This window comes from Bacillus sp. CCB-MMP212 (assembly GCF_022748145.1).
Classification (GTDB): domain Bacteria; phylum Bacillota; class Bacilli; order Bacillales; family Bacillaceae_G; genus Bacillus_A; species Bacillus_A cereus.
This window is the reverse complement of record NZ_JALDQE010000009.1, coordinates 22,478-35,888: the sequence shown is the minus strand read 5'-3', so window position 1 is coordinate 35,888 and position 13,411 is coordinate 22,478. Positions and strand designations below refer to the sequence as shown.

Here is a 13,411-nt window from a genome sequence, read left to right as displayed (position 1 = left end):
TTTAAATGATTTAGTTTGCAACAACGTTAACAAGTTTTCCAGGAACAACAATTACTTTCCGAACTGTTTTCCCTTCAATTTGGTCTTGAATTGCTTCAAGTGCAAGTTGTTCCATTTCTTCTTTTGATGCGTCTTTACTCATTGTTAGTTTTGCGCGAACTTTGCCCATAACTTGAACAACGATTTCAACTTCATCTTCTACAAGTTTAGACTCATCAAATGTTGGCCAGCTTGCATATGTGATTGTTTCATTGTATCCAAGTTTGCTCCATAGCTCTTCCCCGATATGAGGTGCAACTGGTGCAATCATTTTTACGAAACCTTCTACATATTCTTTCGGAAGTGTTTCAGCTTTGTATGCATCGTTGATGAATACCATCATTTGAGAAATCGCTGTGTTGAAGCGAAGTTCTGCATAGTCTTCTGTTACTTTCTTCACTGTTTGGTGGTAAGCTTTTTCAAGTTCTTTATTTGGTGCATCAGTAATTTTCTCACTTAATTCACCGTTATCTTGAACGAATAGACGCCATACGCGGTCTAGGAAACGACGAGCTCCGTCAAGACCATTTTCAGACCAAGCGATTGAAGCATCTAATGGGCCCATGAACATTTCGTATAGACGAAGTGTATCTGCACCGTGGCTTGCTACGATATCATCAGGGTTTACAACGTTACCTTTTGATTTACTCATTTTCTCGTTGTTTTCACCTAGAATCATACCTTGGTTGAATAATTGTTGGAATGGCTCTTTTGTTGGAACTACACCGATATCGTATAATACTTTATGCCAGAAACGAGCATATAGTAAGTGAAGTACAGCATGTTCTGCACCACCGATATAAATATCAACTGGAAGCCATTGTTTTACTTTTTCAGGATCTACAAGTGCTTCGCTATTGTTTGGATCGATGTAACGTAGGTAGTACCAGCAGCTACCAGCCCATTGCGGCATTGTGTTCGTTTCACGACGACCTTTTTTACCAGTCTCAGGATCAACAACATTTACCCACTCGTCAATGTTAGCAAGTGGTGATTCACCTGTACCTGAAGGACGGATGTTTTCTGTTTTCGGAAGAACTAATGGTAATTCCTCTTCTTTCACAGCTGTCATTGTACCATCTTCCCAGTGAATTACTGGAATTGGTTCACCCCAGTAACGTTGACGGCTGAATAACCAGTCACGTAGACGGTACGTTACTTTTTGATTTCCTGCGCTCGTTGCTTCAAGCCATTCAATCATTTTTGCGATTGCTTCTTCTTTATTTAATCCATCAAGGAATGCTGAGTTTACGTGTGCACCATCACCTGTGTACACTTCTTTCGTAATATCTCCGCCTTTTACAACTTCCTTCATTGGAAGATTAAATACTGATGCGAATTCATAGTCACGCTCATCGTGAGCTGGAACTGCCATTACAGCACCTGTTCCGTAAGTTGCAAGAACATAGTCAGCGATCCAGATTGGTAATTTCTCACCGTTTACTGGGTTAACTGCGTAAGCACCAGTGAATACACCAGTTTTCTCTTTCGCAAGTTCTGTACGCTCTAGGTCACTCTTCATTTTTACAGCGTTAATGTAAGCTTCTACCGCTTCTTTTTGTTCTGCTGTTGTAATTTCTGCAACAAGTGCATGTTCCGGAGCAAGTACACAGTATGTTGCACCAAATAGTGTATCAGGGCGCGTTGTGAACACCGTGAACTTCTCGTCTGTACCGTCGATGTTGAAGTGTACTTCTGCTCCTTCAGAACGACCGATCCAGTTACGTTGCATATCTTTTAAGCTTTCAGGCCAATCAAGCTCATCTAGATCTTCTAATAGACGATCTCCGTAAGCTGTAATTTTTAACATCCACTGTCTCATCGGACGACGCTCAACTGGATGTCCACCACGCTCACTCTTACCGTCAATGATTTCTTCGTTTGCAAGTACTGTACCAAGTGCTGGGCACCAGTTTACAGGTACTTCATCAACGTAAGCTAAACCTTTTTCAAATAATTTCAGGAAGATCCATTGTGTCCACTTATAGTAGTTTGGATCTGTTGTATTTACTTCACGGTCCCAATCGTAAGAGAAACCTAATGATTTAATTTGGTTACGGAACGTATTAATATTATGCTCTGTAAATTCTGCTGGGCTGTTTCCAGTATCAAGTGCATATTGCTCTGCTGGAAGACCAAATGCATCCCATCCCATTGGATGAAGAACGTTATACCCTTGCATACGCTTCATACGAGATAAAATATCTGTCGCTGTATAACCTTCTGGATGTCCTACGTGTAAGCCTGCACCTGATGGATATGGGAACATATCTAGTGCATAAAATTTTGGTTTTTCTGTCTCATCTGGCGTACGGAATGTTTTATTCTCTTCCCAGTACCCTTGCCACTTCTTCTCAATGTCTTGATGATTAAAGCTCATGAGATACCCTCCTTGAAATTCTATTTATTTTCACCGCCCAAAATACAAAAAACCTCTCATCCCTAGAAAGGGACGAGAGGTTATAGATTCCCGCGGTACCACCCTAAATTAATGTAAAAATATACATTCGCTTAGATCCGTAACGTGGATTAACGGCAATTGCTACTATTAGTTTCACAACTGCAACTCAAAGGCGAGTTCATAACGAAACGTGGATTGACTTGCACCGACCGTCAACTCTCTAAACCAGCTTCTATTACTACTACTCCTTCTCACTGTTATTACACATATAAGTTAAGTGAACTATCCTTCACCTAGTATCTCTTAAGGGCTTACTTAAAGCGAGGACTTCTCGGTTAATCGTTACTCTTAATAACTAACGAATTCATCTTAAGACAGCCGAGCTATCTCCCTTGTTCTAAAGGTTGTTTTATTTAAATATATTCTAAAACATGTGAACATGTTCCGTCAAACTAAACTGCAATTTTTTCTTCAACTGTTTCTTCTACTTTTACTCGTTTATCATAAATACTCGTTGCTATAAGCGCTACTACAAGCATTACCATGATTGCTATAAACAATACTTCCATATTGTATAAATCCACAATTGCTCCGCCAACGACCGGCCCGAACATTTTCCCTACAGTCGCCGCACTATTTACGACCCCTTGATAAAACCCTAATTTATCTTTTGGTGCAAGTATATTTGCAATCGTTGGAACCGCAGGCCATACAAATAACTCACCAATTGTTAATGTTACCATCGCAACGAGGAACATCGTAAATTGCTGCGCTTGACTTAACACAATGAATGACGCCGCAAAAATGAAGATTCCAATCATAATTTGCTGTTTTAAAGAACGCTTCATCCAACGAATTAGCATACTAACAAGTGGCTGCGCACAAACAATCATCGCTCCGTTTATCGTCCATAATAAACTATAGTGACGAAGGCTAATATTCAATTCTTGCATATGTGTTGCAATCGCTCCTTGCCACTGTACGTATGTAACCCAGCATAAAGCATATGCTACACACACGATAAGAAGTGCTTTAAATCCAGGTGTAAGTGACCACCCTTTTTTCGTTTCGACTTCTTTTTGCACTCCTGGCTCTTTCTTGTCTTCCATACCACGGAATCCGATAAAAGCAATTAAGAAGAAAACAAAGTATAAAATAAAGTTCGCTAAGAAAATATAATCAAAACGATATGAAGCAACTAAACCACCGCACGCTGTTCCAATCGCAATACCAACGTTTTGTCCAACATACATCGCATTAAACGCTCGTCTTCCGCCCTCTGGCCAAACCGTACCAACCATCGCGTACATCGATGGGAAGACCATCCCAGAACCGAAGCCGATTAACGCTAGCCACACAACATATAACGGCCAACCGTGGAAGAACACAAGACCTAAAATCGATACAAGTGTAATGACAATCCCTACTAAAATTGATTTATAACCGCCCCATTTATCAAATAAAACACCGCCGAGCAAGTTTCCGATTACACCAGTAAGCGAGTTGATCATTAATACCATTCCGGCCACAGATAAAGATTTGCCTAGGTGATCATGCAAATAAATTGTATTAAAAGGCCATAAAAAAGAAGCACCCGTGACATTAATAATCATCCCAGCTACTAATAGCCATACTTTCCTTGGCATAGTTTCCCCTCCTATTCTATTTTTTTCGTTCATATATATAACAGTAAAATTGTAGTCGTTTTTAAATAGGAAGGCAACTGATTAATAGTTGATGAAATTCAGATAATGGTTCGACGGTAAATGAAATTATATTTATCCCTGCTTGAAAATATATCAGCGATTTTGGAAATATATCGACCGTAACTCAAAATATATCAGCGATTTTTCAATTATATCGACCACAACTTGAAATATATCAGCGATTATTAAAATATATCAACTTACCGACAAAAAACGACAACAGTAACAATATATAAAAGGGTAGACTGCATGAAATTTTCATGCAGTCTACCCTTATTTATACTATCCAACTTCTTTTTCTCGCTTCGCACTTTCTTTAGCGCTCCATTTAAATATTTTATCTAATAAGGAATATATTCTCCCAGATTCTTTCGTTAACAAAGGTCCTAACGATGCTAATATTAAAACATACAAAGCTGAGAATGGTTTAATCGTTGCCATTAAGCCGCCCGCAATTCCAATATTCGCGACGATAATGGAAAATTCTCCGCGTGATACAAGTGTTAAACCGATATTCGTAGAAGCCTTATGCGATAACCCAGCTTTACGCCCCGCTACCATTCCAGCAGTAAAATTACCGATAAGAGTAATGAAAACTGCTCCTAATGCCAACCACACTGCTCCCCCAAGCGAAAATGGGTCTATACTTAAACCGAAGCTGAAAAAGAATATAGCTCCAAAGAAATCACGAAATGGAACAACGAGCTGTTCAATTCGATCACTATGCTCTGTTTCAGAAAAGACGAGCCCCAATAATAATGCTCCAATTGCCTCCGCGACATGAATCGTTTCTGAAAATCCTGCTACAAAGAATAAAATAGCGAATATTACGATAATGAAAATTTCATTGGACGAAATATCTAACATTTTATTTAAGAATCGTGTAGCTTTTCTAGCAACTACAAAGAATAGTAGCATATACCCTACTGCGATTAAAATAGATGTAAGAGCACCTACAAATGACGTTGCCCCTCCGAGTACTAATCCTGAAACGACTGATAAATATACTGCTAAAAAGATATCATCAAACATAATGATTCCTAAAATTAGCTCCGTCTCTTTATTACCAGATCTTCTTAAATCAACAATTACTTTCGCAACAATTGCACTCGATGAAATTGTTATGATCCCAGCAATAATTAATGTTTCTAATAAGGGGAAACCCATTATATATCCGTAAAGTAAACCTAATATAAAATTAAGCGATATATGAACAGTTCCCCCAAAAGCAATTGATTTTCCTGATTTAATTAATTTTTTAATTGAGAATTCTAAGCCTAAATAGAATAAGAGGAATATAACGCCAACACGGCCGAGGAAGGAAATAACTTCTCCGCTTTCAATAAATCTTAAATCGATAAGCCCTAAATCTGGCGCATGTGGCCCCACTAGCATACCGAGTATAATGAGAAACGGAATAATCGAGAACTTTAACTTTGCAGCGAGAATAGCTGCAAAAGCGACTAATACTAACGCAGTCCCAACTTCAAAGATTAAAGTATCCATCGATTATGAATCCCCTCCTACTGAAAGCAACTCATTAATAATTCTTTTTACTTCATGTCTTTCGCCTGATAATACAAGCATATCGCCAGCTTCAATGATAGAATCTGGACCTGGATTAAAGAACTTCTTCATATTCTTTTTCAAAATGGCAATGATCGTTACATTATATGTGTTTCGGACATGTAAACTACCAATTGTTTTTTGTACGACTGGTGCATTATTTTCCACCTTAAACCACTCAATTGATAATCCTTCAAAGGCCATTTCAATCGTATCTAAAGCTTGTGGCCTATATACCATTCCGCCCAATATAGCTGCAATTTGTCTCGCTTCGGAATCACGAAGAGAGACGCTTGAAATACTCTCCTCATGATCAGCATCAAAATGGTACATTTCTCTTCGGCCATCATCATGAATAACGATAACCATCTTTTCATTACCTTTTGTAATCACTTCAAACTTACATCCAATACCCGGCAGTTCACTCTCTCTAATATTCATATTTTCCGCCTCCTAATTTTTTTAGTTACGGCTTTTATAAATCGACATCAATCTCCGTTTTAAAGGTCTCATCCTTTGAGATGCCTAAATACTTTAGCGTCTCTGATGGAGTCGCGTGATGGAAATGTTTTTGCAATAACGCAATCGCTATCCCTCTTTTGTACGCATGAAATCCAAACGTTTTTCGCATTGAATTTGTTCCGATCTTACCAACAACTCCAACTGCTTCTGCAGCATTATGAATTACACGATACGCTTGTTGGCGCGTAATTGAATTTGGCGTTTTATTAGATTGAAATACGTAATTTTCTCTTTTAACGCCAATAGATTGTACGTAATCTAAAAGCGCTTCTTTTACTTTTGTATTTAAATAAATATCTTGTTTAAATTTTTCATCTTTCACAGGAAGAGTATAAAACTCTTTAACAGTCCCGTCTTCATTTAATACATCTTCAAATTTCATACTAAGTAGTTCTGTAATTTTTAATCCTGTGTTAATTCCAATAACAAATAAAAGATAATCTCGCTGGGAGTGCTCTTTTAAATATTTTTTCATAGCCTCAATTTGGCTTATATCTTTTAATGCCTCTACAACTTCCATACATGTATTCTCCTCATCTTATGAACGGTAATTTTCTCATCATGTTGTCCATTTTACCTTATCATGCTATGAGATTTCCATGTATTATCCATTATTTTCACAATATACTTTTGTGATTCAAGCAATTTTCAATTTGGAAATTTACAATTGTACAAATACGTTGTGGTTAGAAAAGAAATAGGGGGATAAAAGTTCAGCTTCTTTCTATAGATTGGATTCCTCCTTTCCTTATCCAGCTGCTTCTACTTTCATATTACGTTACTTATTTACATTATATTATACATTTCAGTAACATTAAAGTGTTTTTTCTGAAAATAATAAAAACCGAGCGATTTCGCTCGGTTTTTTATTAATCTTCTTTCGGAAGAACAATTCCTTTATACAATTGAACTGTAATAAGGTAATAAATCGTGTAAATAACTACGAAAATTACGATTGGTACCCAAATACGGAAGTACGGATCGACTAAAATAAATCCGAAAATATTCATACCAACTAATACGTGAGCGATACCCACAATTGCTGGGAATAAGAATACTAAGAATAACTCTTTATAAATTGATTTCGTTAATAATTCACGGCGTACACCGATTTTACGAAGCATTTGATAACGCGTAATATCTTTTGATGCACCAGAAAGAATTTTGAACATAAGACAGCTTGCCATCATTGCTAAGAAAGCAATTCCAAGGAAGAAGCCCATAAACACTGTTCCGCTCGCAAGACCGTAGAACATGTCATATACTTGATATTTACTACTCATTTGCTCAGCTTTTATATTTTTATATTTAGCTAGCTGCAACTCGTCAAGTTTTTTCCATTCTTTTGTGTGTGCTACGAAATCGCCTGTTTTTCCAGTAAATACGATTCCTTCTTTACCATTTACAGTATCGTACATTTTTTGATCTACAATTTTAATGGCACGATCTTGGTATATATAATATGGTTGGATTGTTCTAAATGCCTCATCCCATTCTTCAGGCATTGCTTTTTCATTTTGAGTTTGTTCTGAGCTCACTCCTGCTACTGTACCTACTGGAGCCTCTCCTGAAATTTCTTTATATTTACCGAAATTCTCTTTACCTACACCATTTCGAATAAATGGCTTATGTTTCTCTAAATCTTCTTTTACATAATAAATATATTTGTCGTCTACCTTATAACGATACTCAGCTTTACTTTTAAATGATATGCCCTCTAAAATTTTCTTCTCTTCAGCTGTAGGATTATGAATAACTGAATCATAAATTTCAAATCCATCAACCGTTTTTATAACGTTATTTTTAAACGCCATACCACCTGAAATTGCACCAGCTCCAAGAGCAACTAACATCGCTACCGTAGCAAGCACTTTCGTTAAGCTATTAATACGGAAATTTAATTGTGCAAATGTAAAAGCATTAAGTCCTTTTTCACTACGCTTTTTATTACTCTTTAACTTTTTAATAATGACTGGAAGGAGTGATCCAAATAGCATGTAAGTACCTGCTGTTGTTGTAATTAATGCAATAAGGATTCCCATTTCTCTTAGTTTTTCCATGTAAATCATTGATGCATAGCCAATTCCTAATAAAATAACCGCTAGGAATGCAACTAAACCTGTCATTTTTCCTTTTACTGCAACACGCTCTGTTTGCGCATCTGCATGTACAAGTTGCAGTACAGAAATACGTGATAATTTAATACTGTTCATAACTGCTGATAATATAAATAGCGCAAAGAAGAAGATGCAAGTAACAGTCATAGATGGCAGGTAGAATGCTTTATAGCCTTCACCAGCAAATTCTAATTGTTTCATTAATAACTGTCCGATACCTTCTGCAAGTCCTATCCCAACCACAAGTCCAATTGCAAGAGAAGCAGCCCCTAATACAATCGTCTCAATAAACATAAGTAATGTAACTTTATGTTTTTTCGCTCCTAACATCATATACATACCAAACTCTTTTTGACGAAGAGATAATAAGAAAGAGTTCGCATATAAAATATAGAAGAACGTTATGATTGCTAATAAAAATGAACCTGCTTGGAATACGAATCCAATTGATTGAATAACTGAGTTGGATTCAATAAACGCTTTATTCAGCGCTAACGTTTGAAACATATAAAAAATTGAGATAGACATGACAAGACCGACAAGTAAGACGATATAATCTTTCAGCTTACTTTTTAGCCCTGACATGGAAAGTTTGAATAACATGCTCTAGAACCTCCTTTCTTACGCTTTTTGTGTACCTAAGTCCGCAAGCACATCTAAAATTTCTTTATAAAACTCTTCACGTGTACCGTCGCGGTGAATTTCTTTATATAGCTCACCATCTTGAATGAATAAAATACGCTGACAGTAACTTGCACTATACGGATCATGTGTAACCATCATAATAGATACGCCTTGATCTTTATTTAAGTTTGTCATCGCATCAAGTAAACTCGTTGCATTTTTAGAATCAAGCGCTCCTGTTGGCTCGTCCCCTAAAATAATTGCAGGTTCATGCACTAACGCACGTGCTGCTGCTGAACGTTGTTTCTGTCCACCAGATACTTCAGATGGATACTTTTGAAGTATTTCTGTAATCCCTAACATATCCGCTACTTTCTCTACTTTCGGTCCAATATTACGTGACGCGACACCTTGAAGAGATAATGGAAGTGCGATGTTTTCATAAATAGATAAGTTCTCTAATAAGTTAAAGTCTTGGAAGATGAATCCTAATTTTTGTGAACGGAAATCAGAAAGCTCACCTTGCTTCATTTTCGTAATATCCGTACCCGCAATTTCAACAACGCCGCCCGTTGCTTTATCAAGCGTTGAAATTACATTTAATAATGTCGTTTTACCAGAACCAGATGGTCCCATAATCCCTACAAACTCACCCTCTTGAATTGAGAATGAAACACCTTTTAATGCATGTGATTGGTTCTCACCTTTTTTACCGTACACTTTTTGAACGTTTTTCACGTCTACAACTGGTTTCGTCATATATATCCTCCTACGCTTGTTTTTCCATTACCTATTTTGCGCTTTTTAAAGGAGAACTGCTATTTGTTAACATTACATTTACCTTACACTTTTGTAATATAAAAAGATGAGTGTGTAAGGTTCGTTGATAAATGAAATTTTATTAGCGATTTCTCAAATATATCGGCGATTCGCGAACGAATATCGACTTACCGAAAAAGATGACAATAAAAATGGGCTGTTCCACAAAAGGGACAGCCCACTTCTCTCTTTATTTCTTTAAAGGTGTTACCGTCCAATACGTAACAACTCGCCAAATCCATTCTAATGGACCCATTTTAAAGATTTTCATCCAAATCACACTAAACACAATTTGAATTGCATAAATTGCAATACACACATATAAAGTCTGCATGTACGTTAAGTTTTCTGCAAAGTTAAATACACTTCCTGCGATTAAAATCATTGCAGTTTGTCCAATATAATTCGTTAAAGCCATGCGGCCATAATATTTCAGTGGTGCTAACAATGTTTGAACTGGTTTTAATTGAAGTAATAAAATTAATGCTCCAACATAGAAAGCTGAAATAATCGGTCCAACTGTAACACCAATTTTTAAAAATTGGCTTGCAGCATTCATTGTTCCATCCTCATTCTCAAGTATCATATTTATAAATGGTTCAGCAGGAACGTGCCCATATTGATACCATACAGCTATGACACTTAAAACAAACATAATACCTGTAAAAATAGCGATTTTCTTTATATTTTGCGCGAGATTTTCAAATACACGATATTGTCCTGCAGCAAGCCCTAATAAAATTAAGCCAAGTGGTAATAGTTCTTTAACTCCCATTACACTGAAGGCAATTGTCAAAATAAGTCCTAGTACTAGGTTCACTTCTTTTTTCGCTTTATAAAACGGTAAAACGATTAACCCGCAAATTGCGTATAACGCTAGTGCTTCTCCAGGCTGAAACATTTGATGAATTAAACCAAAAATAAATAATGCAACTAAGCGACGTAAAAATAAAACATAGCCATTTTTCCCTTTCGCAATCGCTCTTGAAATAAAGATATAAAATCCTACTCCAAATAAGAATGAGAAGATTGAGAAGAAACGACCTTCTACAAATAAGTATAGAAACCTTTGATAGCTCGCATCCACTGTATTAGGATCTGGGATTTTAATATGAAGTAGTGCAAGAATATTTACTAAAATAATCCCCAGTAATGCAAAGCCACGAATGTAATCTAACTCATCAATTCGCTTGTTTGTAATATTGTTCCCCATAAAGCAACTCCTTGTATAAAATTTAATCCTTCCTTACTCTACTGGAGAAAGCTGTTCACAACTATCGACAAACCTTACATAAATCTTACATTATTGTCATATAGCAAAATAAAACCAGGTCATATTTCGACCTGGTTTACTCTGATTGTTTTGATTTTTGAGGTTGTCCTTTTTTACTATTACGCTGTTTCACTTGAACAATCGGATCAAGCTCATTCGAAAACTCAGCGTTATGTCCATTTTGCGTTTTTTGCTCTGGGTTATTTTGATCTGAACGTTTCGCCATTACATTCACTCCTTATTAGTGCGGTGTAATAATCATTTGATGTTGCAATTGGCGAATTGCCATACGTGCTCTATTTAATTGCTCACGTTGCTCATCATTCGCATGTTGTTGCATCGTTTGTAAATCGTTATATGCTTGTTCTAATTGCAACTGCGCATCCGAATACTCCATCGTATTATAATGCTCTTGTCTCATACCTTGGTCTAATTGTTCTTTCGCATATTCCACCGCTTGTTCCGCTTGTGTAATATACGATTCAAGTGATTGACGCTCTGCCATAATTGTCCCTCCTTGCTTCAATTCCCCTTTAGTGTGTCCCTTCCTTATGAACCTTATGAGTATGTTATAATGGATTTTGTGTTATTTTGACTCGGCTTAGGAGGGAAAGTAATGAAGGTTCAAAACCCTTTTCCATATACAAACGACAATAAACGTTATCATACATGGAATTATCATTTACGAAATGAATTTGGTGAAAAAATCTTTAAAGTTTCATTAGATGCTGGCTTCGATTGCCCGAACCGTGACGGTACAGTTGCTTATGGCGGTTGTACATTTTGCAGTGCTGCTGGATCTGGTGACTTCGCTGGCGATCGCCGCGATGATGTTATAACGCAATATCATGAAATGAAAGAAAAAATGCGCTCAAAGTGGAAAGATGGAAAATGTATCGCTTATTTCCAGGCTTACACAAATACACATGCACCACTTGAAGTGTTAAAAGAAAAATTCGAACCGCTTCTAGCAGAAAAAGACGTTGTCGGTCTTTCTATTGCGACTCGTCCAGATTGTTTACCGGACGATGTTGTTGAATATTTAGCAGACTTAAATAAACGCACTTACCTTTGGGTTGAACTCGGACTACAGACTGTTCATGAACGTACTGCAAATCTTATTAATCGCGCTCACGATTATCCGTCTTATGTGGAAGGTGTAAATAAATTACGTAAGCACGGCATTCGAGTTTGTTCTCATATTATTAACGGCCTTCCACTTGAAGATTACGACATGATGATGGAAACAGCTCGTGAAGTAGCGAAGCTTGACGTACAAGGAATTAAAATCCACTTACTTCACTTATTAAAAGGAACGCCAATGGTGAAGCAATATGAAAAAGGACAACTCGAGTTCCTTTCTCTTGAGGATTACGTAAGTCTCGTTGTTGACCAACTTGAAATTATTCCAGAAGACGTAATTGTGCACCGTATCACAGGTGACGGTCCACCTGATTTAATGATTGGCCCAATGTGGAGCTTAAATAAATGGGAAGTATTAAATTCCATCGATGCAGAATTTGTACGCCGCGGAAGCTGGCAAGGAAAATATGCAAATGAGGAGAAACAAAAATGAAATTAGAACGTGTATTACCGTTTGCTCGCACTCTCTTGCAAACAGCAGTAAAGGAAGGCGATTACGCTGTAGATGCAACTTTAGGAAACGGCCATGACACTTGCTTCCTAGCTGAAATCGTTGGAGATAACGGAAAAGTATTTGGATTTGATATTCAAAAAGAGGCAATTGAAAGCTCAACAACTCGTCTAAAAGAAAAAGAGCTTTTCGAACGTACTGTTTTAGTTCACGATAGTCACGATACGCTTCTATCCGTATTACCGGAAGATGCAAAAGGAAAAGTAACAGGCGCAATTTTCAACTTAGGTTACCTTCCAGGCGGAGACAAGCATATCGTTACAAAACCGAACTCAACAATCTCAGCGATCGAACAATTATTAGAAGTAATGGCACCTGAAGGTATCATCGTCCTTGTTATTTACCACGGACACCCAGAAGGACAAGTAGAACGCGACGCTGTACTTACATTTGCCGAAGAACTAGACCAAAAACAAGCACACGTACTGCGATATGGCTTCATTAACCAACAAAATAACCCGCCATTTATTGTGGCGATTGAGAAGCGATAATATATCAACGATTTTTCAATTATATCTATCGTAACTCAGGATATATCAACGATTTTTTCGATATATCTATCATAACTTACAATATATCAACGATTTCTCGGATATATCGATTGTTCGACAAAACATAACAAAAAAAGACGTGCACTCATTGCACGTCTTTTTTTATTCTCCTATATAATGGATATAAACATTCTTAAAG

The 13,411-nt window shown here is 37.0% G+C and carries 12 protein-coding genes and 1 other annotated feature; of the genes, 2 read left to right on the top strand and 10 right to left on the bottom strand.

The features are described 5' to 3' along the window. Positions 1-10: 10 nt before the first annotated feature. The 10 genes from leuS to MRP26_RS22145 all read right to left on the bottom strand — a co-directional run bounded on the left by leuS (position 11) and on the right by MRP26_RS22145 (position 11,572). A complete protein-coding gene (gene leuS / locus MRP26_RS22190; RefSeq protein WP_063548820.1) occupies positions 11-2,419 on the bottom strand; it encodes a leucine--tRNA ligase in 2,409 nt (802 codons plus the stop codon). Positions 2,420-2,484: 65 nt separating this feature from the next. Beyond that, positions 2,485-2,704, bottom strand: a binding site (T-box leader). 188 nt (positions 2,705-2,892) lie between these two features. Next, complete coding sequence (locus MRP26_RS22185; RefSeq protein ID WP_001137538.1) at positions 2,893-4,086, bottom strand: MDR family MFS transporter; 1,194 nt, start codon at positions 4,084-4,086, stop codon at positions 2,893-2,895. 342 nt (positions 4,087-4,428) lie between these two features. Next, entirely contained in the window at positions 4,429-5,652 is a 1,224-nt protein-coding gene (locus MRP26_RS22180; RefSeq protein WP_000380176.1) for a cation:proton antiporter, read from the bottom strand. A gap of 3 nt (positions 5,653-5,655) precedes the next feature. Next, the gene (locus MRP26_RS22175) at positions 5,656-6,153 is read right to left on the bottom strand and encodes a cation:proton antiporter regulatory subunit (protein WP_001026053.1); all 498 of its coding nucleotides are present in this window, start codon (positions 6,151-6,153) and stop codon (positions 5,656-5,658) included. 34 nt (positions 6,154-6,187) lie between these two features. Continuing rightward, positions 6,188-6,754 carry a tyrosine-type recombinase/integrase gene (locus tag MRP26_RS22170; protein ID WP_000454210.1) on the bottom strand — a complete coding sequence of 189 codons (567 nt, stop codon included), beginning with the start codon at positions 6,752-6,754 and terminating at the stop codon, positions 6,188-6,190. 349 nt (positions 6,755-7,103) lie between these two features. After that, a complete protein-coding gene (locus MRP26_RS22165; RefSeq protein ID WP_088024867.1) occupies positions 7,104-8,954 on the bottom strand; it encodes an FtsX-like permease family protein in 1,851 nt (616 codons plus the stop codon). 18 nt (positions 8,955-8,972) lie between these two features. Beyond that, positions 8,973-9,734 (bottom strand): ABC transporter ATP-binding protein, encoded by a 762-nt coding sequence (locus MRP26_RS22160; RefSeq protein WP_000165835.1) that lies wholly within the window; start codon positions 9,732-9,734, stop codon positions 8,973-8,975. A gap of 250 nt (positions 9,735-9,984) precedes the next feature. Further along, entirely contained in the window at positions 9,985-11,007 is a 1,023-nt protein-coding gene (locus MRP26_RS22155) for a DUF418 domain-containing protein (RefSeq protein WP_197242848.1), read from the bottom strand. A gap of 136 nt (positions 11,008-11,143) precedes the next feature. Next, the gene (locus MRP26_RS22150) at positions 11,144-11,293 is read right to left on the bottom strand and encodes a hypothetical protein (RefSeq protein WP_001129340.1); all 150 of its coding nucleotides are present in this window, start codon (positions 11,291-11,293) and stop codon (positions 11,144-11,146) included. Between the two features lie 15 nt (positions 11,294-11,308). Next, positions 11,309-11,572 carry a YtzC family protein gene (locus MRP26_RS22145; protein ID WP_000840869.1) on the bottom strand — a complete coding sequence of 88 codons (264 nt, stop codon included), beginning with the start codon at positions 11,570-11,572 and terminating at the stop codon, positions 11,309-11,311. A 111-nt stretch (positions 11,573-11,683) separates the two neighbouring features. On the opposite strand from MRP26_RS22145, the gene mnmL reads away from it, so the two are divergent. Both mnmL and mnmM read left to right on the top strand, forming a co-directional pair. After that, positions 11,684-12,643 (top strand): tRNA modification radical SAM protein MnmL/YtqA, encoded by a 960-nt coding sequence (gene mnmL, locus MRP26_RS22140; protein WP_000868033.1) that lies wholly within the window; start codon positions 11,684-11,686, stop codon positions 12,641-12,643. Then, a complete protein-coding gene (gene mnmM, locus MRP26_RS22135) occupies positions 12,640-13,212 on the top strand; it encodes a tRNA 5-(aminomethyl)-2-thiouridylate-methyltransferase MnmM (RefSeq protein WP_000764492.1) in 573 nt (190 codons plus the stop codon). Before mnmL ends, mnmM begins: the two co-directional genes overlap by 4 nt. Positions 13,213-13,411 lie beyond the last annotated feature (199 nt).

What these genes read in the sequence shown, in the direction of transcription:
- leuS (WP_063548820.1), bottom strand. Translation starts at nt 2,419, where the DNA reads ATGAGCTTTAATCATCAAGACATTGAGAAGAAGTGGCAAGGGTACTGG.
- MRP26_RS22185 (WP_001137538.1), bottom strand. Translation starts at nt 4,086, where the DNA reads ATGCCAAGGAAAGTATGGCTATTAGTAGCTGGGATGATTATTAATGTC.
- MRP26_RS22180 (WP_000380176.1), bottom strand. Translation starts at nt 5,652, where the DNA reads ATGGATACTTTAATCTTTGAAGTTGGGACTGCGTTAGTATTAGTCGCT.
- MRP26_RS22175 (WP_001026053.1), bottom strand. Translation starts at nt 6,153, where the DNA reads ATGAATATTAGAGAGAGTGAACTGCCGGGTATTGGATGTAAGTTTGAA.
- MRP26_RS22170 (WP_000454210.1), bottom strand. Translation starts at nt 6,754, where the DNA reads ATGGAAGTTGTAGAGGCATTAAAAGATATAAGCCAAATTGAGGCTATG.
- MRP26_RS22165 (WP_088024867.1), bottom strand. Translation starts at nt 8,954, where the DNA reads ATGTTATTCAAACTTTCCATGTCAGGGCTAAAAAGTAAGCTGAAAGAT.
- MRP26_RS22160 (WP_000165835.1), bottom strand. Translation starts at nt 9,734, where the DNA reads ATGACGAAACCAGTTGTAGACGTGAAAAACGTTCAAAAAGTGTACGGT.
- MRP26_RS22155 (WP_197242848.1), bottom strand. Translation starts at nt 11,007, where the DNA reads ATGGGGAACAATATTACAAACAAGCGAATTGATGAGTTAGATTACATT.
- MRP26_RS22150 (WP_001129340.1), bottom strand. Translation starts at nt 11,293, where the DNA reads ATGGCGAAACGTTCAGATCAAAATAACCCAGAGCAAAAAACGCAAAAT.
- MRP26_RS22145 (WP_000840869.1), bottom strand. Translation starts at nt 11,572, where the DNA reads ATGGCAGAGCGTCAATCACTTGAATCGTATATTACACAAGCGGAACAA.
- mnmL (WP_000868033.1), top strand. Translation starts at nt 11,684, where the DNA reads ATGAAGGTTCAAAACCCTTTTCCATATACAAACGACAATAAACGTTAT.
- mnmM (WP_000764492.1), top strand. Translation starts at nt 12,640, where the DNA reads ATGAAATTAGAACGTGTATTACCGTTTGCTCGCACTCTCTTGCAAACA.